Raw genomic sequence first — 22322 nt, 5'->3', positions numbered from 1 at the left:
GGGGCCTCGGTGGCCGCGCAGGATGCCGCTGTCGATTCGATGCGGGACCGGGAAATCGGTGTCGAGCAGGAACATCTCGACCGTGTTTACCACCGCCTCGAGGAGAAGATCCACGAGGCGGAATTTCTCATGAACGACGCCGTGAAACGCGGCCAGGTCGGTACGCCGGGGGCGCTCGCCGAACGCGACGCCCAGGTGTTCCGTGCCGGAATCCACCTCAACCGGCTGAACAGCGAGTTCGAGGACTTCCTCTTCGGAAGGATCGATCTGCTGCTCGGCAAGGACGGCGAGCGCGGCCCGGACGGCGCGTACACCTCCGTCGAAGCGGCCGACGACGCCGTACGCGACGACCGCACCGCGGATATCGCGGAGACGCTGCACATCGGCCGGATCGGGGTCCTCGACTCCGACTACGCGCCGCTGGTCATCGACTGGCGCGCGCCCGCCGCCGCGCCGTTCTACCGGTCGACACCGAAGGATCCGGGCCGGGTGGTACGCCGACGGGTCATCCGCTCCAAGGGCCGCAGGGTCCTCGGGGTCGAGGACGACCTGATGCGTCCCGAGCTGACCGCGTACAAGGACGGCGACAAGCTGCCCGTCATCGGCGACGGCGCACTGATGGCGGCGCTCGGGCAGGCCCGCAGCCACACCATGCGCGACATCGTCGCCTCCATCCAGGCCGAGCAGGACCTGGTGATCCGGGCGCCCGCCGCCTCCGTCACCGAGGTCTCCGGCGGCCCCGGCACCGGCAAGACCGCCGTGGCCCTGCACCGCGCCGCGTACCTCCTCTACCAGGACCGGCGGCGGTACGCGGGTGGCATCCTCGTCGTCTCGCCGACCCCGCTGCTCGTCGCGTACACCGAAGGCGTGCTGCCCTCGCTGGGCGAGGAGGGCCAGGTCGCGATCCGCGCGGTCGGCTCGCTCTCCGACGAGGCGGCGGGCGTCGAGGGCGCCACGACGTACGACGAACCGGCGGTCGCCCGGATCAAGGGCTCCTCCCGGATGCTCCAGGTGCTGCGCAAGGCGGCCCGCGGGGCGCTGGAGCAGCCGCGGCCCGCGGGCGCCCGGGGCGGCGGGCAGGACGGTCAGCTGTCGTTCGGCGACGCGGACGGGTCCGAGGGTTCCGCGGACGGGCCGGCCGCTCCGCTCACCACCCCCACCCGGCTGCGCGTGGTCGCCTTCGGCGCCCGCGTCGAACTGAACGCCGACGAACTCCACCGCATCCGGCAGTCCGTCCTCGGCGGCACCGCCCCGGTCAACCTGCTCCGCCCGCGTGCCCGCAGGCTGCTCCTGGACGCCCTGTGGAACAAGTCCTCCGGCCGCGGCCGCTACACCGACCCCGAGCTCATCGCCGAACTGCGCTCCTCCTTCGACGAGGACGTCTCCACCGAGACGCCGTTCATCGACTTCCTGAACGCCTGGTGGCCCGAGCTCACCCCGCGGGGGGTGCTCGCCGCGATGGCCGACGAGAGGCGGCTCGGCCGCTGGGCGCGCCGGGTGCTCAACCAGGGCGAGGTGCGCCGCCTCGCCCGTTCGCTGAAGCGACTGGACGGCTCGGGCCAGGGCCCCCTGTCCGTGCACGACGTGGCGATCCTCGACGAGCTGCACACCCTGCTCGGCACCCCGCACCGGCCGAAGAGGAAGCGCGAGTTCGATCCGCTGGACCAGCTCTCCGGCCTGGAGGAGCTGATGCCGCAGCGGGAGGAGACGCAGCGCGAGCGGGCCGAGCGGCTCGCGGCGGAGCGCACCGAGTACACGCACGTCATCGTCGACGAGGCACAGGACCTGACCCCGATGCAGTGGCGGATGGTCGGGCGCCGCGGCCGGACGGCCACCTGGACGATCGTCGGCGACCCGGCGCAGTCCTCCTGGTCCGATCCGGACGAGGCGGCCGAGGCGCGCGACGAGGCCCTCGGCAAGCGCCTGCGCCGCCACTTCACCCTCACTGTGAACTACCGCAACCCCGCGGAGATCGCCGAGCTCGCGGCGAAGGTGCTGGCGCTCGCGATGCCCGGCATGGAGTCCCCGGCCGCGGTCCGCTCGACGGGGGTACGGCCCCGCTTCGAGGCCGTGCGCGACGGCGATCTGGCCGGGGTCGTGCGGGAGGAGGCGCGGCGGCTGCTCGGCGAGGTGGACGGCACGGTCGGTGTCGTCGTCGCGATGAACCGTCGCGCGCAGGCCCGCACGTGGCTCGCGGAGCTCGGCGACCGGGTGGTGGCGCTCGGCAGTCTCGAGGCGAAGGGCCTGGAGTACGACGCCACGGTCGTCGTCTCGCCCGCGGAGATCGCCGACGAGTCGCCGGCCGGTCTGCGGGTGCTGTACGTGGCACTGACACGGGCGACGCAGCAGCTCACCGTCGTGTCGGGGGAGCGGGACCTGCCCGACGAGGACGGGGTTCCGGACCTGCTGAGGGACTGATCGCAAGTCGACCCGCGATGGGGGAATCACTTATCCCGGGGACTTTGTTAGCCTGGTGTCGGCACCGGCTCGATCCAAGCCCCCGGGCCCAACCTTCGTCGCTACGAGCGACCACTTGCCGCGAGGCGAGCATGGCGGGTCGGTGCCGCTCAAGTGAAAAAGACAGACCCGTGTCACCTTCCGGTGGCCCGGGTCTGTTTTTGTTGGTGGCCCGGTCGGCGTCCGCGGTGTCGCGCCGGCAGCGGACGCCGGGGTTCCGCCACGAGGATCGATCTCGTATGGTGGAAAGCACTTTCCGAAAAACGCCGACCCGGACAGCACTCATTACCGGCTACCGGTCGGTAGGTGCGAATATCGGGAAGCGTGTCCGAGGCGAGAACCCCGGCCGCGCGCAGCAATGAAGCTAGGGAAAGCGAAGGACTCGGCCATGGCAACGGCGCCCAGCGTCTCGTACTCGATGACGGTCCGGCTGGAGGTGCCCGCGAGCGGCACAGCGGTCTCCCAGCTGACCACGGCCGTGGAGTCCTCCGGCGGTTCGGTCACCGGCCTCGACGTGACCGCCTCCGGTCACGAGAAGCTGCGGATCGACGTCACCATCGCCGCCTCCTCCACCGCGCACGCCGACGAGATCGTCGAAGGTCTGCGCGACATCGAGGGCGTCGTGCTCGGCAAGGTCTCCGACCGTACGTTCCTGATGCACCTCGGCGGCAAGATCGAGATGGCGTCCAAGCATCCCATCCGCAACCGTGACGACCTCTCGATGATCTACACCCCGGGTGTGGCCCGGGTCTGCATGGCGATCGCCGAGAATCCCGAGGACGCCCGCCGCCTCACCATCAAGCGCAATTCCGTCGCAGTTGTGACGGACGGCTCCGCGGTGCTCGGCCTCGGCAACATCGGTCCGATGGCGGCCCTGCCGGTGATGGAGGGCAAGGCGGCCCTCTTCAAGCGGTTCGCCGGCATCGACGCCTGGCCGATCTGCCTGGACACCCAGGACACCGACGCGATCGTCGAGATCGTCAAGGCGATCGCCCCCGGCTTCGCGGGCATCAACCTGGAGGACATCTCCGCACCCCGCTGCTTCGAGATCGAGGCACGGCTGCGCGAGGCCCTCGACATTCCCGTCTTCCACGACGACCAGCACGGCACCGCGATCGTCGTGCTGGCCGCCCTGACCAACGCACTGCGCGTGGTGGGCAAGGGAATTGGCGACGTACGCGTCGTCATGTCCGGCGCCGGAGCGGCCGGTACGGCCATCCTGAAGCTGCTCATCGCCGCGGGCGTCAAGCACGCCGTCGTCGCCGACATCCACGGTGTGGTGCACGCGGGCCGCGAGGACCTGGTCGCCGCCGACCCCGACTCGCCGCTGCGCTGGATCGCCGACAACACCAACCCGGAGTCGATGACCGGCAGCCTCAAGCAGGCCGTCGTCGGCGCCGACGTCTTCATCGGTGTCTCCGCACCGAACGTGCTGGACGGCAACGACGTCGCGGCGATGGCGGACGGTGCGATCGTGTTCGCGCTCGCGAACCCGGACCCCGAGGTGGACCCGGCAATCGCCCGCCAGACCGCGGCAGTTGTCGCCACCGGCCGCTCCGACTTCCCGAACCAGATCAACAACGTGCTGGTCTTCCCGGGTGTCTTCCGCGGTCTGCTGGACGCCCAGTCCCGCACCGTCAACACGGAGATGATGCTCGCCGCGGCCGGCGCCCTCGCCGAGACGGTCGCCGAGGACGAGCTGAACCCGAACTACATCATCCCGTCGGTCTTCAACGACAAGGTCGCGGGTGCGGTCGCCGGTGCCGTCCGCGCGGCCGCGAGGAGCGTCGGAGGCGCTGTGACGGGCCCCACGTTGGCCTGAACCACGGCGCGTCGCGGGTCGCGGGGCCCCAAACCCCCCTTTAGGGTGGGCGGGCAGCGAGCCCCGCAGGACCCCGCACCCGCTGTGGACCTCCGCGGGCCGCTCCAGTACCTGCTGCGGGCCGCTTCAAGGAGCCGACGGGACGTCACCACGACGAGGCAGTGGCGGCTTTCGTGTGACTCCGGAGGGGCCGGATTGGCTTTCCCGCCGCAGGTGGGGGCAGGATGCTTATTCGGGCGCGAGGGTCTGACTTCAGACCCGGGTCCGGGGACTGTCCGAGGGCCCTGGCAGCATCGGCTTCGATCTCACGCCTCACAGGCAAGAAGAACACGGGAGTAACAACATGAACCGCAGTGAGCTGGTGGCCGCCCTGGCCGACCGCGCCGAGGTGACCCGCAAGGACGCCGACGCCGTGCTGGCCGCGCTCGCCGAGACCGTCGGTGAGATCGTCGCCAAGGGCGACGAGAAGGTCACCATCCCCGGCTTTCTGACCTTCGAGCGGACCCACCGTGCCGCTCGCACCGCTCGTAACCCGCAGACCGGCGACCCGATCAACATCCCGGCCGGCTACAGCGTGAAGGTCTCCGCGGGCTCGAAGCTCAAGGAAGCCGCCAAGGGCAAGTAAGCCCCGTAGGCACGACGGAGGGCGGTCACCCCGACCAGGGTGACCGCCCTCCGGCGTTCAAGGCCGCAGAGGCCCGCTGAGAGGCCCTGCCGGGCCCGGCAGGACCATCCGCGTGCCCGGCCCCCCGCGTGCCCGGCCCCCCGCGCGTCTTTCCTCCGAGCGGGAGCCCCTCGGAGACGGAAGAGCGGGGGCCCGGGGGCAGTGCCCCCGAACCCCCGCCTCGGCCTTCACCCTTCGGGCACCCGCCTCAGACCAGTGCGCCGCCCGGAAGTTCCACCTTCGCGCCGAGCTTCTCCAGTTTGTCCATGAAGTTCTCGTAGCCGCGGTTGATCAGGTCGATGCCGTGCACCCGGGACGTGCCCTGCGCCGCCAGCGCCGCGATCAGGTACGAGAACCCGCCGCGCAGGTCCGGGATGACCAGATCCGCGCCCTGCAGCTTCGTCGGCCCGGACACGACCGCCGAGTGCAGGAAGTTCCGCTGGCCGAAGCGGCAGTCGGAGCCGCCCAGGCACTCGCGGTAGAGCTGGATGTGCGCGCCCATCTGGTTGAGCGCGGACGTGAAGCCGAGCCGGGACTCGTACACCGTCTCGTGGACGATGGACAGGCCCGCGGCCTGCGTCAGCGCCACCACCAGCGGCTGCTGCCAGTCGGTCTGGAAGCCCGGGTGCACGTCCGTCTCCAGGGCGATGGCGTTCAGCGCGCCGCCCGGGTGCCAGAAGCGGATGCCCTCGTCGTCGATCTCGAAGGCGCCGCCGACCCGGCGGAACGTGTTCAGGAACGTCATCATCGAGCGCTGCTGTGCGCCGCGCACGTAGATGTTGCCCTCGGTCGCCAGTGCCGCGGACGCCCAGGAGGCCGCCTCGAGGCGGTCCGGGATCGCCCGGTGCGTGTAGCCGTCGAGCCGGTCGACACCGGTGATCCGGATCGTCCGGTCGGTGTCCAGCGAGATGATCGCGCCCATCTTCTGCAGTACGCAGATGAGGTCCTCGATCTCCGGCTCCACGGCCGCGTTGGACAGCTCGGTGACGCCCTCGGCGAGCACCGCCGTCAGCAGCACCTGCTCGGTGGAGCCCACCGACGGGTACGGCAGCCGGATCTTCGTTCCGCGCAGTCGCTGCGGGGCCTCCAGGTACTGGCCGTCGGCTCGCTTCTCGATGGTCGCGCCGAACTGCCGCAGCACGTCGAAGTGGAAGTCGATCGGCCGTCCGCCGATGTCACAGCCGCCGAGCCCCGGGATGAAGGCGTGGCCCAGCCGGTGCAGCAGCGGGCCGCAGAAGAGGATCGGAATGCGCGACGAGCCCGCGTGGGCATCGATGTCGGCGACGTTCGCGCTCTCGACGTGGGTGGGGTCCAGGATCAGCTCGCCCGGCTCGTCACCGGGGCGGACCGTCACACCGTGCAGCTGCAGCAGCCCGCGCACCACCCGCACATCCCGGATGTCGGGCACGTTGCGCAGCCGGCTGGGCCCGCTGCCGAGCAGCGCGGCGACCATTGCCTTCGGCACCAGGTTCTTGGCGCCTCGGACGCGGATCTCGCCCTCCAGCGGGGTTCCGCCGTGGACAAGCAGGACATCGTCTGTGCCGGTCATGAATCTCGCGTTCCGGAGTGGTCGGGCAGGGGGCCAACCGAAAGGGTAATGGGCATGTACCCCCCTTCCATAAGGCTATGGGGGGTGTGCGAACGTCAGGAATCCGCCACAACACGCTCTGCTCGCCGGGCCTTGCGGAGGGTCACCGTCCGCAAACGCTTTCCGGTCGTGCGCTCCCCGCGCACCGGTGCGCCCTGAGCTGCGCTCGGGCTCCGTCGGGTGCCTTGCCCGCTCCTTGGTTCCCGCGGAGGGCGAAGATGCGGGATCATTTCTGCCATGACCGAGGTGTCCTCGCTCACAGGGCGACTGCTCGTGGCCACACCCGCCCTCGCGGACCCGAATTTCGACCGCGCGGTGGTGCTGCTCCTCGACCATGACGAGGAGGGCTCGCTCGGTGTGGTCCTGAACCGTCCGACGCCGGTCGGCGTCGGTGACATCCTCGCGTCCTGGGCCGGCCTGACCGGCGAACCGGATGTCGTCTTCCAGGGCGGTCCGGTCTCGCTCGACTCGGCGCTCGGCGTCGCGGTGATCCCCGGCGACGAGGGGCCGCTCGGCTGGCGGCGGGTGTACGGGGCGATCGGCCTCGTGGACCTGGAGGCGCCGCCGGAGCTGCTGGCCGCGGCACTCGGCTCGCTGCGGATCTTCGCCGGCTACGCGGGCTGGGGTCCCGGACAGCTGGAGACGGAGCTGACCGAGGGAGCCTGGTACGTGGTGGAGTCGGAGCCCGGGGACGTCTCCTCGCCGCGTCCGGAACAGCTGTGGCGGGCGGTCCTGCGCCGCCAGCGCAGTGAGCTTGCCATGATCGCCACCTATCCGGACGACCCTTCGCTCAACTGAAGCCGGGAGCTTTCAGTACCCTGGCTTTTATGAGCACTCTTGAGCCCGAGCGCGGGGCAGGTACGGGGACCCTCGTAGAGCCGACACCGCAGGTGTCGAACGGCGACGGCGACCACGAGCGCTACGCCCATTACGTCCAGAAGGACAAGATCATGGCGAGTGCCCTGGAGGGCACCCCCGTGGTCGCACTGTGCGGGAAGGTCTGGGTACCGGGGCGCGACCCCAAGAAGTATCCGGTCTGTCCCATGTGCAAGGAGATCTACGAGTCCATGGGCGCCGGTGGCGACAAGGACAAGGGCAAGGGCGGCAAGGACAAGAAGTAGTCCGTCCCCGCACCGTTCGGGCCGAGGCCCCCGGGAGCCGCGCTGATGCGCGCACCCGGGGGCCTTTTCGCAGGTCCTCCCGGCCGCGGCCTTCGTGCGGGCAGGTCCGACCGCCGGCGCTTGCGCGCCGCGGGCCTCCGGCACGCACGGCAGCGATGTGCCGAACCTCCGCCCACCCCGCGTGGTTCTCCGCCGCGCACCGCTCACCCCGCCGCCGCTGCGGCCCGGCGAACCCCATGACGTCCGGGATCCCCGGTGCGGTCGACGCACTGCGAAATACCCTCGACGATGATGGCCATCCCCCTTGCTGGTCTTCTTCGTACTCGAACAGCGACGCGTGGTCTCGGGGCCGGGCGGAGCGGTTAAGGACTGACGTCATGGACATGGAACTGATCCCGGCACCGGTGCGTGTCGGCGACCAGGCGCGGTGCGGCTTCCTGATGGACCGGGCCACGACCGTCACCGCGCAGGCCGGCACGGAGTCCACCGAACGCTGGCTCCGCGCCACGATCGGTGCCGCCTTCGGCCTGTCGCTCGCACCCGGTGCCGAGGGCGGGGACAACACCATCCGGCTGTGCATCGATCCGGCCCTGGAACCCGAGGGCTACCGGCTGTCCACCGGGGACGGCCGGAGCATCGAGATCACCGGCGGAAGCGCCGCCGGAGTGTTCTGGGGTGCCCAGACCCTCCGCCAGCTCCTCGGCCCGGAGGCCTTCCGCCGGGCGCCCGTCTCCGGCGGCGCTGCCGTGCGCCTCGAGTTCACGGACATCGAGGACCGTCCCCGCTTCTCCTGGCGAGGCATGATGCTCGACGTCTCCCGGCACTTCCTGCCCAAGGACGACGTCCTGCGCTACCTCGACCTCATCGCCGCCCACAAGCTGAACGTCTTCCACTTCCATCTCACCGACGACCAGGGCTGGCGCATCGAGATCAAGCGCTACCCGAAGCTCACCGAGGTCGGCTCCTGGCGCACCCGCACCAAGATCGGACACCGGGCGTCCGAGGTGTGGGACGAGACCCCGTACGGCGGTTACTACACGCAGGACGACATCCGCGAGATCGTCGCCTACGCCGCAGAGCGCCACATCCGTGTCGTCCCCGAGATCGACATACCGGGCCACTCGCAGGCCGCCATCAGCGCATACCCGGAACTGGGCAACACCGACGTCATCGACACGACCACCCTCTCCGTCTGGGACACCTGGGGCGTCAGTCCGAACGTACTGGCCCCCACCGACAGCACCCTGCGCTTCTACGAGGGCGTCTTCGAGGAGCTCCTCGACCTCTTCCCGGCCGCCACCTCGCCGTTCATCCACATCGGCGGCGACGAGTGCCTCAAGGACCAGTGGAAGGAGTCGGCGACCGCCCAGGCCCGGATCGCCGAACTCGGCCTGGCCGACGAGGACGAGCTGCAGTCCTGGTTCATCCGGCACTTCGACACCTGGCTCACCGCCCGCGGCCGCCGCCTGATCGGCTGGGACGAGATCCTCGAAGGCGGGCTCGCCGACGGTGCCGCCGTCTCCTCCTGGCGGGGCTACGCGGGGGGCATCGCCGCGGCGGAGGCCGGGCACGACGTCGTGATGTGCCCGGAGCAGCATGTGTATCTGGACTACCGCCAGGGCGGCGGCCCGGACGAACCGATGCCCATCGCGTACGTCCGCACCCTGGAGGACGTCTTCCGCTTCGAGCCCATACCGCCGGGCCTGACGGAGGAGGCGGCCCGTCACATCCTCGGCACCCAGGCCAACGTGTGGACCGAGGTCATGCAGAACCGGTCCCGCGTCGACTACCAGGTCTTCCCGAGGCTCGCGGCCTTCGCGGAAGTCGCCTGGTCCGCCCTGCCCGCCCCCGACGACCGTGACTTCGCCGACTTCGAGCGGCGGATGACCGCGCACTACGCCCGGCTCGACGCACTCGGCGTCGAGTACCGGCCGCAGGGCGGTCCCCTGCCGTGGCAGCGTCGCCCCGGGATCCTCGGACGCCCGATCGAGGGGGCGCCCCCGAACGTGTGAGCCCGGCCGCAGTGGGAGGCCGGCCGCCGCGGTTCCTGGGACCGTGGTGGCCGGTGAGCGCTCACCGCACGAACGGAACAAGTCGTACAGGCATCGCTGAAGCGTGGTAATGCGTACTTCGCGCCGAAGAGGTGCGAAAACGGGAGCATCCCCCAGAACAGGGACGGATGCACCCTTCGCGGACCCTCGCCTCGGTCCGATCGGAAGATGTGCCAGAGTTGCCACGTCCGGGCTTTGAGCACGTACCGTACGGCGAAACAAGCGGGACGCCGGGACACCGGGAAGGGGCAGCTGGGTTGACCACGCACGCACCGCAGGCGACGCAGTACGTGACGCTGCCCGCCTCGCTCGACGAGGCCGTGGCGGCACTCGGCGCCATGCCCGCCGCCGTCCCCGTGGCCGGTGGCACGGACCTGATGTCGGCCGTCAACAAGGGTCAGCTGCGCCCCTCCGGACTGGTCGGCCTCGGCCGGATCAGCGAGCTCCGCGGCTGGCACTACCAGGACGGCCACGCCCTGCTCGGCACCGGACTCACCCATGCACGCATGGGCAGGCCCGACTTCGCCGCCCTGATCCCCGCCCTGGCCGCGTCCGCACGCGCCGCCGGCCCGCCCCAGATCCGCAACGCCGGAACGCTCGGCGGCAACATCGTGACCGCCGCCCCGACCGGCGACTGCCTGCCGGTGCTCGCCGCCCTGGAGGCCGAGCTCGTCATCGCGGGTCCTGGCGGCGCCCGCCGGGAGATCCCCGTCTCGCACCTGCTGGCCGGCCGCGAGATGCTCGAACCCGCGGAGCTGATCGGCTTCGTCCGCGTACCGCTGCTGCACGCCCCCCAGGTCTTCCTGAAGGCGACCGGCCGCACCGGCCCCGGCCGCGCCACCGCGTCCGTCGCGATCGTTCTCGACCCGGCCCGGCGCGGGGTGCGCTGCGCGGTCGGCGCCATCGCGCCCATGCCGCTGCGCCCGCTGGAGGCCGAGCGCTGGATCGCCTCGCTGATCGACTGGGACGGCGAGCGGGGCCTGGCGCCCGACGCACTGGCGGCATTCGGCGAGTACGTCGCCGCGGCGTGCATTCCGGACCAGGCGCCGCCCGCCGACGGGGGCGAGGCGCCACCGCTGCCCGCCGCCGTACTCCATCTGCGGCGCACGGTCGCCGCGCTCGCCCGACGCGCGCTGGGGAGGGCACTGTCGTGAGCAACCGCAACCGCAACCGCAACACCAACAGCAACGAAGGCAACGAGGACCACACCGGGCAGCACGGGGGCTGGCAGCCGACCCCGCAGGGCGGCGAGTACGACGCCGAGGCGACCGCCTTCGTCCAGCTGCCGCCGGAGGATCTGGCGAACATTCCGCTGGCCGCCCCCGGCCAGGGCTACGTACCGCCGATGATCCTGCCGCTGACCCCTGCGGCCGGACTCGACCCGGCGGCGACGGGCAGCTGGATCGTCCAGACGCCGAGCCGCCAGGAGCCGGCCGCGGAGCAGCAGGCGCCGGACGCCGTGCACTGGCCGGAGCCGAACCAGCAGCACACGTACCCGCAGCAGGGTGAGACGAGTGCCGCCACGGGCCAGTGGCACTTCCCCGAGGCGACGGCCGCCGAGACCCCGGGCCACACCGGTCAGTGGACGATCCCGGTCGCGGAAGGCGACCTTCCGGAAGAGTCCGGCGAGTTCGCGACGTCGGCCCTGGCCGCCGAGTGGTACGGAGACCGGACGCCGCCGGCCACGCTGCCGGGCGGCGCGCCCGCGCCGTGGGCCACGCAGCCGGAGGCTCAGCCGGTCGCCGAGCCGGCTGCGGAGACTCCGGCGTCCGGTACGGACATCACCCAGGGCTCGGCCGCCGAGTCCACGCGCGTCGACGTGCAGCAGGACGCGGCCGCGGACCCCGCACCGGTCACCGCCCCCGACGCCGGGACGCACGCCGACGTCCCCGCCGCCATGACCACGTCCGCGGACACGACCCCGGACGGAGCGTCGGCCGACCCGGCGTCCCAGGACGCCGCCCCGCTGGACATCTCCGGTCCCGACACGCCGCCCCTGGCCCCGCCCCTCGACACGGCCAGCGACCATCCCGCCGCTTCCTACGTCCTGCATGTGAACGGCGCCGACCGCCCCGTCACCGACGCCTGGATCGGCGAGTCGCTGCTCTACGTGCTCCGTGAGCGCCTCGGCCTCGCCGGCGCCAAGGACGGCTGCTCGCAGGGCGAGTGCGGCGCCTGCAACGTCCAGGTCGACGGCCGGCTCGTCGCCTCCTGTCTGGTCCCCGCGGCCACGGCGGCGGGCAGCGAGGTCCGTACGGTCGAGGGCCTGGCCGTCGACGGCGAGCCGTCCGACGTCCAGCGGGCCCTGGCCAAGTGCGGCGCCGTCCAGTGCGGTTTCTGCATCCCGGGCATGGCCATGACGGTCCATGACCTGCTGGAGGGCAACCACGCCCCGAGCGAGCTGGAGACCCGCCAGGCGCTCTGCGGCAACCTCTGCCGCTGCTCCGGCTACCGGGGCGTGCTCGACGCCGTCAACGAGGTCGTCGCGAGCCGCGAGGCCGCCGCCGAAGCGGCCGCGGTGCCGGGCCCCGCTTCCCCGTCCGGGGAGGCGCATGCCGAGGAGGCCCGCATCCCGCACCAGGCAGCGCCGGGTGCCGGTAGTGTCCAGCCACATCTGCAGGACGGAGGCACGGCGTGAGCAACGACGCAGCCACCGCGGCCAACGCGACCCGCACGGCACTCACCACCCCGCCGGCCGACGGCCCCGACACCGAGCCGCCCGTGTTCGGCCTCGGCGCATCGCTGCCGCCCGCCGACGCCCGCGCCAAGACCGAGGGCACCTTCCCGTACGCGGCCGACCTCTGGGCCGAGGGACTGCTGTGGGCGGCCGTGCTGCGTTCCCCGCACCCGCACGCCCGCATCCGGTCCATCGACACCACCGCCGCGGCCGTGATGTCGGGCGTACGCGCGGTCGTCACGCACGAGGACGTCCCCGGGGACGGTGCGTACGGCCGCCGCGTCGTCGACCGCCCGGTCTTCGCGTCCGACCTGGTCCGCCACCACGGCGAACCGATCGCCGCAGTCGCCGCCGACCACCCCGACACGGCCCGCCTCGCCGCGGCGGCCATCGTCGTCGAGTACGAGGTCCTCGAACCGGTCACCGACCCGGAGAAGGCCTTCGAGGCCGAGCCCCTGCACCCGGACGGCAACCTGATCCGCCACATCCCGCTGCGCTACGGCGACCCGGACATCACCGGTGAGGTCATCGTCGACGGGCTGTACCGGATCGGCCGCCAGGACCCGGCCCCGATCGGAGCCGAGGCCGGACTCGCCGTCCCCCGTCCCGACGGCGGCGTGGAGATCTACACCGCCTCCACCGACCCGCACACCGACCGCGACCTCGCCGCGGCCTGCTTCGGCCTGGAACCCGACCGGGTGAAGATCGTCGTCACCGGCGTCCCCGGCGCGACCGGGGACCGCGAGGACCCCGGCTTCCAGCTGCCGCTCGGCCTGCTCGCCCTGCGCACCGGCTGCCCGGTCAAACTGGCCGCCACCCGCGAGGAGTCCTTCCTCGGCCACGCCCACCGCCACCCGACGCTGCTCCGCTACCGCCACCACGCGGACGCGGAGGGCCGGCTGGTCAAGGTCGAGGCCCAGATCCTGCTCGACGCCGGCGCGTACGCCGACGCCTCGTCGGAGTCCCTGGCCGCCGCGGTGGCCTTCGCCTGCGGCCCGTACGTGGTCCCGCACGCCTTCATCGAGGGCTGGGCGGTCCGTACGAACAACCCGCCGTCCGGCCATGTGCGCGGCGAGGGCGCGATGCAGGTCTGCGCCGCGTACGAGGGCCAGATGGACAAACTGGCGACGAAGCTGGGCATCGACCCGGCCGAACTGCGCCTGCGCAACTCCCTCTCCACCGGCGACATCCTCCCCACCGGCCAGACGGTGACGTGTCCCGCCCCGGTCGCGGAACTCCTGCGCGAAGTACGGGACTTCCCGCTTCCCGCTCTTCCCAAGGACTCCCCGGAGGACGACTGGCTGCTGCCCGGCGGCCCGGAGGGCGCGGGCGAACCGGGCGCGGTGCGCCGCGGCGTCGGCTATGCGCTGGGCATGGTCCACATGCTCGGCGCCGAGGGCGCGGACGAGGTCTCCACGGCCACGGTCCGGGTCCACGACGGCGTCGCCACGGTCATCTGCGCGGCGGTCGAAACCGGCCAGGGGTTCTCGACGCTGGCCCGCCAGGTGGTCCAGGAGACGCTGGGTATCGAAGAGGTCCACGTGGCCGCGGTCGACACCGACCAGCCACCGGCCGGCCCCGCGACACACGGCCGCCACACCTGGGTCTCCGCAGGCGCAGTCGAACGGGCCGCCAAGATGGTCCGTACGCAGCTCCTCCAGCCGCTGGCCCACAAGTTCGGCATGTCCACGGAGCTGCTCCAGATCGCCAACGGCAAGATCACCTCGTACGACGGGGTGCTGTCCACCACGGTCACCGAAGCGATGGACGGCAAGGAACTCTGGGCCACCGCTCAGTGCCGCCCCCACCCCACCGAGCCGCTCGACGGGTCCGGCCAGGGCGACGCATTCGTCGGCCTCGCCTTCTGCGCGGTCCGCGCGGTCGTGGACGTCGACATCGAACTCGGCTCCGTCCGCGTGGTGGAGATGGCCGTCGCCCAGGACGTCGGCCGGGTGCTGAACCCGTCCCAGCTGGCGGCCCGTATCGAAGCGGGCGTCACCCAGGGCATCGGCACCGCCCTGACCGAGAACCTCCGCACGGCCCGCGGCGTGATCCGCCACCCGGACCTCACCGGCTACGCCCTGCCGACGGCCCTGGACGCGCCGGAGATTCGCATCGTCAAACTGGTCGAGGAACGAGACGTGGTAGCCCCCTTCGGTGCCAAACCCGTCTCGGCGGTCCCGGTGGTGACGTCCCCCGCAGCGGTGGCCTCGGCCGTACGCGCAGCGACGGGCCGCCCGATAAACCGTCTCCCGATCCGGCCGCAGGCGGCGGTGGCAGCCCCGACCACTGGCTGATTCAACGTTGCACATGCAACCCGAAGATGCGCGCTGTCACCGCTGCTGACTAGAGTGATCCGCAAGGCTGTGGCCAGCTGCATACGGGGGAGGGCGCTGTGCTGCCGAGTGACACCGGGGGATCGACGGCGACGCCGGGACGGCCGTTCGCGTCGGCCGTCGACTTCGCGCAGGACGCGGTCGGTGACCTGGTCACCGAGCTCTCGTCGTTCACGAAGTTCCGCAACCGGATCGACGAACTCCTCGACGACCTCAAGGCATCACCGGCCGACTCCAGGAAGCTCGGTGAGGACCGGGTGACACGCCCTCAGTTCGGCGGCGGTACACAGGGCGAGTGGCACGAGGCCGACGAACTGCACGGTGCGTACGGCACGGTCATCAAGGAGCTGGAGCAACTCTCCAAACTGCTGTCCGACTCCATAGAGGGCATGGGTATCGCCGTACTCGCGTCGCACAAGGGCTACGAGAACCTCGACCTGGACATCCGCGAACGCATGCTCGCGATCAAGAACAACGCGCAGGAACACTACGGCGGCGCGTACGACCCGCTGAAGGCCGGGGCGGAGCAGGGCACCGGCCGGCCCGCGGAGTCGGGCACACCCGCGGATCCGCAGGCGGACACGTCCGGCGCGGACGGCCTCTGATGCCGAGGGCGACCTGCCCTGCACGCGAACGACGGGATAGGGAGGCGCAGCGGCGTGGGCACGAACTTCGATGACATGTCCCATGAGCGGATGCTGCAATGGCTGGACGCGGCCAGGAGCGGGGAGATCCAGGGGGCAGCCGATCGCCTCGCGAGTGCGGCGACGGAGATCCGCAAGATCGCCGAGGATCTGAAGGTCCGCCCCCAGTGGGTCGAGTGGAAGGGTGCGGGCGCCGACGCCTTCCGTACCTGGAGCGCAGATCTGGCCAACTCGACGCTGCGCCTGGGTGATTACAGTGAGGGGGCGTCGCAGTGGCTGGCGAGGGCCTCCGACGCGATCGCCTCGGCCCAGGCCTCGATCCCGCGTACGCACGCGGGCGCCCAGGCCGACCTGGACGCGGCCCTGGCTGCGCGCAACGACCCGGATGCGTCGGCGGTGGCGAAGAGGTCGGCGGAAACGCTGATCGCGACCAACCAGGCGAACCGCGACGAGGCGGCCAGGGAGATGCGGAAGCTGGCGCAGTCGTACGAGTTCTCGTCCTCGCAGATGAACGTGCTGGAGAAACCGGTGTTTCCGCCCCCGCCGGAGGCGATTGCACCACCGAGCCGCGGAAACCGGAACGAAGGAACGACACCTGAATTCGGGAATGGCGCTGCGGCTGCCGGCACCGCATACGGGGCTGGTACGGAGAGACAGGGCGTCGATCCAGGGAAAGACGTGACCGCCCTGCCGGGCAGTCCGGGCGTCTCCGCCCCTTCGGTAACACCTGGCGCGTCGCAGCCTGTCGGCATGGCGATCGATGGAGCCGGCGTACTGACTGATGCCCCGTCGGCACCGGCGACGATCCTGCCTCGCGCTTCGGGCGGGGGCAGCGCAGACGGTGGCTCGACTCCCGCCGTTCCGGTTCTGCCCGGGAGTGGCCCGGTGGCTTCACCCGGTGCCAACACCCTGGGCAGGCCGACAGGCATGGCCCGTCCGTCCGTCCGTCCACCGGTAGGGCGCAGCCCGGGAAGCGGGATCGTCGGCCGACCGTCGCCCGAAGGCGGGATCGTCGGCGGCCGCCCTGTTCCGCAGAGTCCCGGGCGTCCCACGGGAGGTTTGCCTCGGGGCACTGTGGCCGGGGGCGAGGGGATGCGGGGAGGTCGTGCACCGATGGGACATGGTGCGGGCGTGGGTGGTACCGGTGGCGGCCAGAACGGCATCATCGGTGGCCGCCGCCTGGCAGGGGAGCCTGGTGGTGTTGTCGGCGGTCGCGGCCGGCAGGCGGGGGGCACAAGCACTCGCCCATTCACGCCTGGCGGCTCCGGTCTGGTACGGGGCGCCGCGTCGGCAGAGGGGGCCCGCGTCGCCGGCCCGATGGGGCGTGGTGGGGTCTCTCCGGGATCGCGGCCCAGTGATTCCCGTGACGGCGAAGGCGGACAGCGACCGGACTACCTCACTGAGGACGAGGAAACCTGGCAGCAGGGAGCTCGACGCGTCGTTCCTCCAGTCGTTGACTGAACACCAAAGAATTCGGCGGAGAATCGGATGCGTATCAGCGGTCATGCGGGAGTCACTCGTTTTCGAACTGCGGTCTCGGCCGCGTTGGGAGTCCTGCTGCTCGGAGCCGCATCCGCGCCTGCCTATGCAGGTTCCGCACGCTCGGAGCAGTGGTATCTCGATGCGATGAAGGCCGAAGAGATGTGGAGGACGAGCACGGGTGACGGGATCACTGTCGCCATCATCGATACCGGGGTGGATGCGAAAAATCCGGACCTCGTGGGTCAAGTGCTCAAGGGATTGAATCTCGAACACAGGCTTCCAGGAGACGAGTTCGATGACTACAGCGGCCATGGCACGGGGATGGCCGGCCTGATTGCAGGAACAGGCAGGGCGGCTGGAGGGAACGGAGCCTTCGGGCTTGCGCCCAGGGCGAAGATACTTCCCATACGGCTACCGGACGGCGCCAAGGCCGCAAATCAGGCCGCCGCTGATCAAGCGTTCCATCAGGGCGCCTCCAGGGCTGTCCGATATGCCGTTGACCAGGGGGCGAAGGTCGTCAACATCTCCCAGGGTGTGACGACCGGATCGGATGAGCTGACAGCGGCCGTCGCGTACGCGTGGAAGAAGGGCGCGCTCATCTTCGCATCCGCCGGCAACAGCGGAGATGCGGCGAACCTGGTCGAGTACCCGGCCGGCACGCCCGGAGTGGTCGGGGTGGGAGCCATTGGCAAAAACCTGCACAAGACCGAAGAGTCCCAGTACGGACCGCAAGTGGATCTCTCCGCACCCGGTGACGAGATGATTCACGCTTGCGGTGGAGCGACGGGATTCTGTGAATCCCACGGCACCAGCGACGCCACCGCCCTCGCCTCCGCCTCCGCCGCCCTCATCTGGTCCAAGCACCCGGACTGGACGAACAACCAGGTCCTGCGGGTCATGCTCAACACGGCCGGTGGCCCGACCAGTGGAGCCAAGCGCAACGACTACATCGGTTACGGCGTCGTCCGTCCCCGCATCGCATTGAAGACCCCGGGCGACCCCGGCCCCGCCGACGTGTACCCGCTCCCGGATCTCGCGGAGGCCGCCTCGCCGCCTGCCGAGGCTTCCAAGGAGCCGACCGTATCCGCTGGTGCGGCCCGCGAGAAGAAGCCGGCCGCCACGACCCCGGCAGCCGCCGACGGGACCAACAGTGCCACCCTTTGGCTCGGCCTGGGCGTTGGCGCGGCGGCCGTCATCGGTGCGGTAATTGCTGCCCTGACCGTTCGCTCCCGCCGCCGCAAGGCCGGAGCGCCCGAGATGCAGCCCTATGGACCCTCGCACTCGTATCAGCAGCAGCCGTCATATCCGGCTTATGGTTCCCCGCCAGGCGCTCCCGGCCCCAGCTCTCCGTACGGAGGAACTCCCGGGCAGGGGCCGAACGTGTGAGTTCGCATGTGAGTGCCGTCAATGGACCCGCCCGGGTGCCCGACTGAGTTCGGCGAGGGGGGAGTTGCCGGGCCCCTGGGGGCACCTCTCGCCGCGTAGCGGATGAATCCGGCTGGATAGCGTGTGCGGACACGGAAAGCGGGGCCTGGGCCCACCAGTTGCCGGAAAATCGAGTACGGGGGAATGCGTGACGTTCGATGCAGAATGGGCGGCGCTTCGCGCGGAGTCCGCGCAACGGGTCGATATGCGACTCAATGGCGTCGGTGACGGCAAGACGGGGCAAAGCGGTCCGAGTGATCCGGATCTGAGCGTCAACCAAGACGACCTGGGTGCTGTCGGACACGATGCGTACGACTTGCACACCAGGGTGTCGAAGGAGGGGGACCACGCCCGGCCCGCCACTTTCGAGGCGGCCATCGGGCTCAGCAACGGCAATTTTGCCAGCGGATCGGCACTGCTCAAGGTCCACGACCGGTGGAACACGCACCTGAAGACCCTCCTCGATGCCTGCGCACAGATCTCGGATCACCTCAACTACACCAAGGCCGCGCACGCGAAGGACGACGTTCGGATCGGCGGCGATCTGATCTCTGTCTCCAAGCTGAACGAGTACCTGAAGTAACCGCGGGGGAACGCATGCTCACATTCGAGGACATAGTCGATGCACCCGTCGCCAAACTCAAGGCGGCGGCTGACGACTGGTCGGAGATGGTCACCAAGCTGGACCGGCTGGCCGAGGACGCTCATGACGGCATGAAGGCCAAGGCTGACAAGGCTGGATGGGAAGGCGTCAACGCGGGCGTCACCAAGGGGTTCATCAGCAAGACGGCCAAGGAGTTCAAGGACGCCGCAGCCGAGGCCAAGGGCGTCAGGCAGATCCTCGAAGACGCCCACACGGCCATCAAGAAGGCCAAGGACGACCTGATCGGCATCCGCGATGACGAGGGGCCCGCGGCCGGGATCCATGTCGACACCAAGGGGAAGGTCACAGCCCGGTACCCGTTGGAAGAATCCGGTATCTCACCGAACCAGGATCCCGACTACTTCGAACTTCTGGGCCGGCAGAAGAAGACGATCGAGGCATGGCAGAAGAAGATCGACCTCATCGTCGACAACTGCAACGACACCGACGTCGCGTTCAAGAACGCCCTTGAGGCCAACGTCACCGAGGGCCGTGACTTCAGTGCACCGAAGTACACGAACCTGGACCAGGAGGAGGCGGCCCGGGCTGCCGCACTCGCTGCCAAGGGCCGCGACATCACACACACCGAGCTTCAGGCGCTCAACGAACTGCTGCACGACAACAGCAAGTCCCGGGAGTTCTCGAAGGACTTCTACGAGAACCTCGGCCCGAAGAAGTCGCTCGCGTTCTTCGGCCAGTTGTCGACGGACACGTACAAGCACGGCGAGGTCGACAAGGAGCGCCTGAAGGACGTCCAGGACCTTCAGAAGAATCTCGGTCTCAACCTGGCCACTGCCTCGCAGGACAAGAACTTCACGGCTGAGTGGGGACCGGAGCTGCGCAAGCTCGGTACCGAGCGCATCCCCCTCGCCAAGCACGACTACGGTGGCCCGTTCGGCTACCAACTGCTCGGCGGGATCATGCGGTACGGGAACTACGACGCGAAGTTCCTCGACCCGATCGCCGAGCACGTGGCGCAGCTGCACCAGAAGGACCCGAACATGTTCGCCGGCAACAAGATGGTGAACAGCCCGTTCAAGAACCCGTTCAATCCGTCGGGTGTGAACGGCTCGGGCTACGACCCGACCACCTCCATGCTGGAGGCGCTCGGACACAGCCCGGACGCGGCGAAGCACTTCTTCACCGACCCGCCGACCGCGTACAACGAGGACGGCACGATCAACAAGGGCGCGACGGCCGATCTCGGGAAGAAGGACGGCCAGCTCATTGATGACTACCTCGACTTCTTCGGCAACGAGAAGTGGGAGTCCTTCGGCGATGTCGACACGCTCGAGCGGAAGGAGCAGGAGGGGTCACTCGGCTATATGCCGGACGCGCTCGGGCACGCACTGGAGGCGGCGACCCTCGGGTACCCGTACGACAGTCCGGACGCCGGCGTCGTGCGGGACGCGGACAACGCCACTGTCATGCGGGACGTCATGGAGAAGTACGGCTCGGACGCAGGTCTGCTCAAACGGCAGGAGGCGATGGCCGACAGCCTCGGGGTCATGGGCGCCGGGTATATCGACGACATCAACTGGTCCCTCGACAAGAACGACCCGGGCAGCATCTTCGCTCCGGGTAAGAACCCGGGAGGGCATCTCGACTTCTCCGCCGAGAACAGTGACGGCATCAGGGACAACGGAAGAGACGTCGCGCGTCAATTTCTCAGCACCGTGGGCCAGCACCCGGATGCGTACGCCACGGTCTCCAACGCCGAACAGATCTACACCTCCAGCATGCTGGAGCACCAAGTGGATGCGAACGGCGTGCCCAACACCGGTGGTTCGCGGGCGGTGGTGAGCACCGGTGCCGAGGTGCAGGGCATGCTCGACCAGTCCCGCGCGGACCAAGTCGTGGCATCGCACATGAAGATGCAAGAGGACTACGAGAAGGCCGTGGCCGCACGGTCCGGCTGGATCGAGTTCGGGGCCGGTGTGGGGGTCGCCGCAGGGGTCGCATTTCTGCCACCGGTCGCGGCCGCAGGGGCGGCGGCAACGCTCATCACGCTGGGCAGTGATACCGCCGGCGGAGCCGTGGAGCATGTCATCGGTCAGTTCATCGGGGATATCTCGGACCAGTCCGTGGATGAGCACAAGGAAAAGGTCGAGGAACTCACCCGTGAGGAGAAGACCAGGGTGTTCCGTTCCGGCGAGTCCATGGCTGAGGCGCCCATGGAAGGGTTCCTGGAGCGGCATACGACTGCTGCCGATGCCGCATTCCGTCAGGACTTGAAGGAGTCGATGAGGCTTGGATACGCGGTGGGCAACGATCGTGAGGACCAGCAGGGCAATGATCCAGAGACCGGGGACTGAGCGGGGAATGGTGCAGGACGAGGCCCGAAGGTGAGGCGTATGGGAGCGGGGCAGTTGAGGCGGGCACTGTGCATCACCGGCTTGGTGATGGCTGTCGGCGTCGGGGCGACTGGGTGCGGTGGCGAGGAGAAGACGCCGGATTACGTCAGTGCGGAGGAGGTGTGCGATGGCCTGTTCAAAGGCCCTCTGGCGAAGACGATCGAGTCCGTGACGGGGGCGACGTCGTTCGCCTGGACCAATCCGGATGGTATGGACCGGGTTGTCGATGCACTCAAGGCCGGGTACGAGTCCGGTCATCGCTGGGCCGGAGGTGACACGTTGTGCCGACTCTCCCCGGAGGGTGGTGGGAGAACGAGCCGGGCAGGAATTGCATTTTCCATGTATGCGCCGCAAGACGTGGGCGATCTGCGTCTCCCGGCGGGCGGGCGGCTCTACACCATGGGGAAGCAGTCCGAGGCGACTCCCATGTCTGCTTCTCTGTACTTCGAGTGCGTGAGTCCTCAGTTCAAGGGGTCGAAGGAGCGTCCGATGCGCATAATCGGAAACTTTGGCCGACCGAAGGACCGTGAGCAGAACATGCCTGATTCCCGTGAAGTAAATCTCACGGTTATCCATGCCGCGTCCGTTGCCGTGGCAAAGAAGCTGCAGTGCGAGAACAACGGCGGGCTGCCCGAGAAGCCCGTGCTGAAGCCCCGAACCTGACGCGGGCCGGACTGCCGGCAAAACGAACTTCTACCGGTGGCAGGGCCAGGGCACCGGCGAGGGAGTGGGGCGCACGGCACGGGTTCACGGCGGAGGACGCTGTCCGGGACGCCTTGGCCCGCGCCCCGGACAAGGAAAAGCCGCCCGCCCCGGAACTTTCCCGGGGCGGGCGGCTTCGTCTGCGAGGCCGTGACCGGATTCGAACCGGTGTAACTCGAGTTGCAGTCGAGCCCCTGAACCACTCGGGCACACGGCCGTGTGCTTCGTGCGCTTCTTGCCGATGTGACGACCGTAGGGGCGGCGGCGGGGGCGCTCAAGGGTGCGGGCCGCGGTGCAATGCGACTGCCATACCGCGTTCATGCTCGGCACCTCGGTCCTACGACCAAGGGACGAGC

At 69.9% G+C, this 22322-nt stretch carries 16 protein-coding genes and 1 tRNA gene; 15 read left to right on the top strand and 2 right to left on the bottom strand.

The window, feature by feature from the left end:
* The first annotated feature begins 9 nt into the window (after positions 1–9).
* The 3 genes from LRD69_RS11390 (at position 10) to LRD69_RS11380 (ending at position 4904) form a co-directional block, all read left to right on the top strand.
* Positions 10–2418: a UvrD-helicase domain-containing protein gene (locus tag LRD69_RS11390; RefSeq protein ID WP_277326459.1), complete on the top strand. Its 2409-nt coding sequence runs from the start codon at positions 10–12 to the stop codon at positions 2416–2418.
* Positions 2419–2845: 427 nt separating this feature from the next.
* Entirely contained in the window at positions 2846–4279 is a 1434-nt protein-coding gene (locus LRD69_RS11385) for an NAD-dependent malic enzyme (protein WP_277326458.1), read from the top strand.
* 343 nt (positions 4280–4622) lie between these two features.
* Entirely contained in the window at positions 4623–4904 is a 282-nt protein-coding gene (locus LRD69_RS11380; RefSeq protein ID WP_003968811.1) for an HU family DNA-binding protein, read from the top strand.
* Positions 4905–5151: 247 nt separating this feature from the next.
* Here the strand turns inward: LRD69_RS11380 and murA are convergent, their stop codons facing one another.
* On the bottom strand, positions 5152–6492 hold the full coding sequence (murA, locus tag LRD69_RS11375) for a UDP-N-acetylglucosamine 1-carboxyvinyltransferase (RefSeq protein WP_277326457.1): 1341 nt from the start codon (positions 6490–6492) through the stop codon (positions 5152–5154).
* Positions 6493–6768: 276 nt separating this feature from the next.
* Here murA and LRD69_RS11370 point away from each other — a divergent pair, with 276 nt between their 5' ends.
* The 12 genes from LRD69_RS11370 (at position 6769) to LRD69_RS11315 (ending at position 21927) form a co-directional block, all read left to right on the top strand.
* Entirely contained in the window at positions 6769–7329 is a 561-nt protein-coding gene (locus LRD69_RS11370) for a YqgE/AlgH family protein (protein ID WP_277326456.1), read from the top strand.
* Positions 7330–7358: 29 nt separating this feature from the next.
* Positions 7359–7652, top strand: a complete 294-nt coding sequence (locus tag LRD69_RS11365; protein ID WP_072484142.1) for a DUF3039 domain-containing protein — start codon at positions 7359–7361, stop codon at positions 7650–7652.
* A 377-nt stretch (positions 7653–8029) separates the two neighbouring features.
* Positions 8030–9664 carry a beta-N-acetylhexosaminidase gene (locus LRD69_RS11360; protein ID WP_277326455.1) on the top strand — a complete coding sequence of 545 codons (1635 nt, stop codon included), beginning with the start codon at positions 8030–8032 and terminating at the stop codon, positions 9662–9664.
* A gap of 296 nt (positions 9665–9960) precedes the next feature.
* Positions 9961–10857 carry an FAD binding domain-containing protein gene (locus LRD69_RS11355; protein ID WP_277326454.1) on the top strand — a complete coding sequence of 299 codons (897 nt, stop codon included), beginning with the start codon at positions 9961–9963 and terminating at the stop codon, positions 10855–10857.
* Positions 10854–12341: a 2Fe-2S iron-sulfur cluster-binding protein gene (locus tag LRD69_RS11350; RefSeq protein ID WP_277326453.1), complete on the top strand. Its 1488-nt coding sequence runs from the start codon at positions 10854–10856 to the stop codon at positions 12339–12341. Before LRD69_RS11355 ends, LRD69_RS11350 begins: the two co-directional genes overlap by 4 nt.
* Positions 12338–14677: a molybdopterin cofactor-binding domain-containing protein gene (locus LRD69_RS11345; protein ID WP_277326452.1), complete on the top strand. Its 2340-nt coding sequence runs from the start codon at positions 12338–12340 to the stop codon at positions 14675–14677. Before LRD69_RS11350 ends, LRD69_RS11345 begins: the two co-directional genes overlap by 4 nt.
* Before the next feature lie 98 nt (positions 14678–14775).
* Complete coding sequence (locus tag LRD69_RS11340) at positions 14776–15321, top strand: hypothetical protein (RefSeq protein WP_277326451.1); 546 nt, start codon at positions 14776–14778, stop codon at positions 15319–15321.
* Between the two features lie 54 nt (positions 15322–15375).
* Positions 15376–16821, top strand: a complete 1446-nt coding sequence (locus LRD69_RS11335; protein ID WP_277326450.1) for a hypothetical protein — start codon at positions 15376–15378, stop codon at positions 16819–16821.
* A gap of 27 nt (positions 16822–16848) precedes the next feature.
* Positions 16849–18228 (top strand): type VII secretion-associated serine protease mycosin, encoded by a 1380-nt coding sequence (mycP, locus tag LRD69_RS11330; RefSeq protein WP_277326449.1) that lies wholly within the window; start codon positions 16849–16851, stop codon positions 18226–18228.
* A gap of 187 nt (positions 18229–18415) precedes the next feature.
* Positions 18416–18850, top strand: coding sequence for a hypothetical protein (locus LRD69_RS11325; RefSeq protein ID WP_277326448.1), 435 nt, complete (start codon positions 18416–18418; stop codon positions 18848–18850).
* Positions 18851–18864: 14 nt separating this feature from the next.
* A complete protein-coding gene (locus LRD69_RS11320) occupies positions 18865–21225 on the top strand; it encodes a hypothetical protein (protein WP_277326447.1) in 2361 nt (786 codons plus the stop codon).
* A gap of 39 nt (positions 21226–21264) precedes the next feature.
* Positions 21265–21927 (top strand): hypothetical protein, encoded by a 663-nt coding sequence (locus LRD69_RS11315; RefSeq protein ID WP_277326446.1) that lies wholly within the window; start codon positions 21265–21267, stop codon positions 21925–21927.
* Between the two features lie 184 nt (positions 21928–22111).
* Here LRD69_RS11315 and LRD69_RS11310 read toward each other — a convergent pair.
* A tRNA-Cys gene (locus LRD69_RS11310) sits at positions 22112–22183 on the bottom strand.
* Positions 22184–22322 lie beyond the last annotated feature (139 nt).

It is taken from the genome of Streptomyces sp. JH14, assembly GCF_029428675.1.
GTDB lineage: Bacteria > Actinomycetota > Actinomycetes > Streptomycetales > Streptomycetaceae > Streptomyces.
This window is presented reverse-complemented; position numbering and strand designations above follow the sequence as displayed.

Coding starts and splice junctions, on each gene's coding strand:
- LRD69_RS11385 (WP_277326458.1), top strand. CDS start 2,846: ATGGCAACGGCGCCCAGCGTCTCGTACTCGATGACGGTCCGGCTGGAG.
- murA (WP_277326457.1), bottom strand. CDS start 6,492: ATGACCGGCACAGACGATGTCCTGCTTGTCCACGGCGGAACCCCGCTG.
- LRD69_RS11315 (WP_277326446.1), top strand. CDS start 21,265: ATGGGAGCGGGGCAGTTGAGGCGGGCACTGTGCATCACCGGCTTGGTG.
- mycP (WP_277326449.1), top strand. CDS start 16,849: ATGCGTATCAGCGGTCATGCGGGAGTCACTCGTTTTCGAACTGCGGTC.
- LRD69_RS11360 (WP_277326455.1), top strand. CDS start 8,030: ATGGACATGGAACTGATCCCGGCACCGGTGCGTGTCGGCGACCAGGCG.
- LRD69_RS11320 (WP_277326447.1), top strand. CDS start 18,865: ATGCTCACATTCGAGGACATAGTCGATGCACCCGTCGCCAAACTCAAG.
- LRD69_RS11380 (WP_003968811.1), top strand. CDS start 4,623: ATGAACCGCAGTGAGCTGGTGGCCGCCCTGGCCGACCGCGCCGAGGTG.
- LRD69_RS11370 (WP_277326456.1), top strand. CDS start 6,769: ATGACCGAGGTGTCCTCGCTCACAGGGCGACTGCTCGTGGCCACACCC.
- LRD69_RS11365 (WP_072484142.1), top strand. CDS start 7,359: ATGAGCACTCTTGAGCCCGAGCGCGGGGCAGGTACGGGGACCCTCGTA.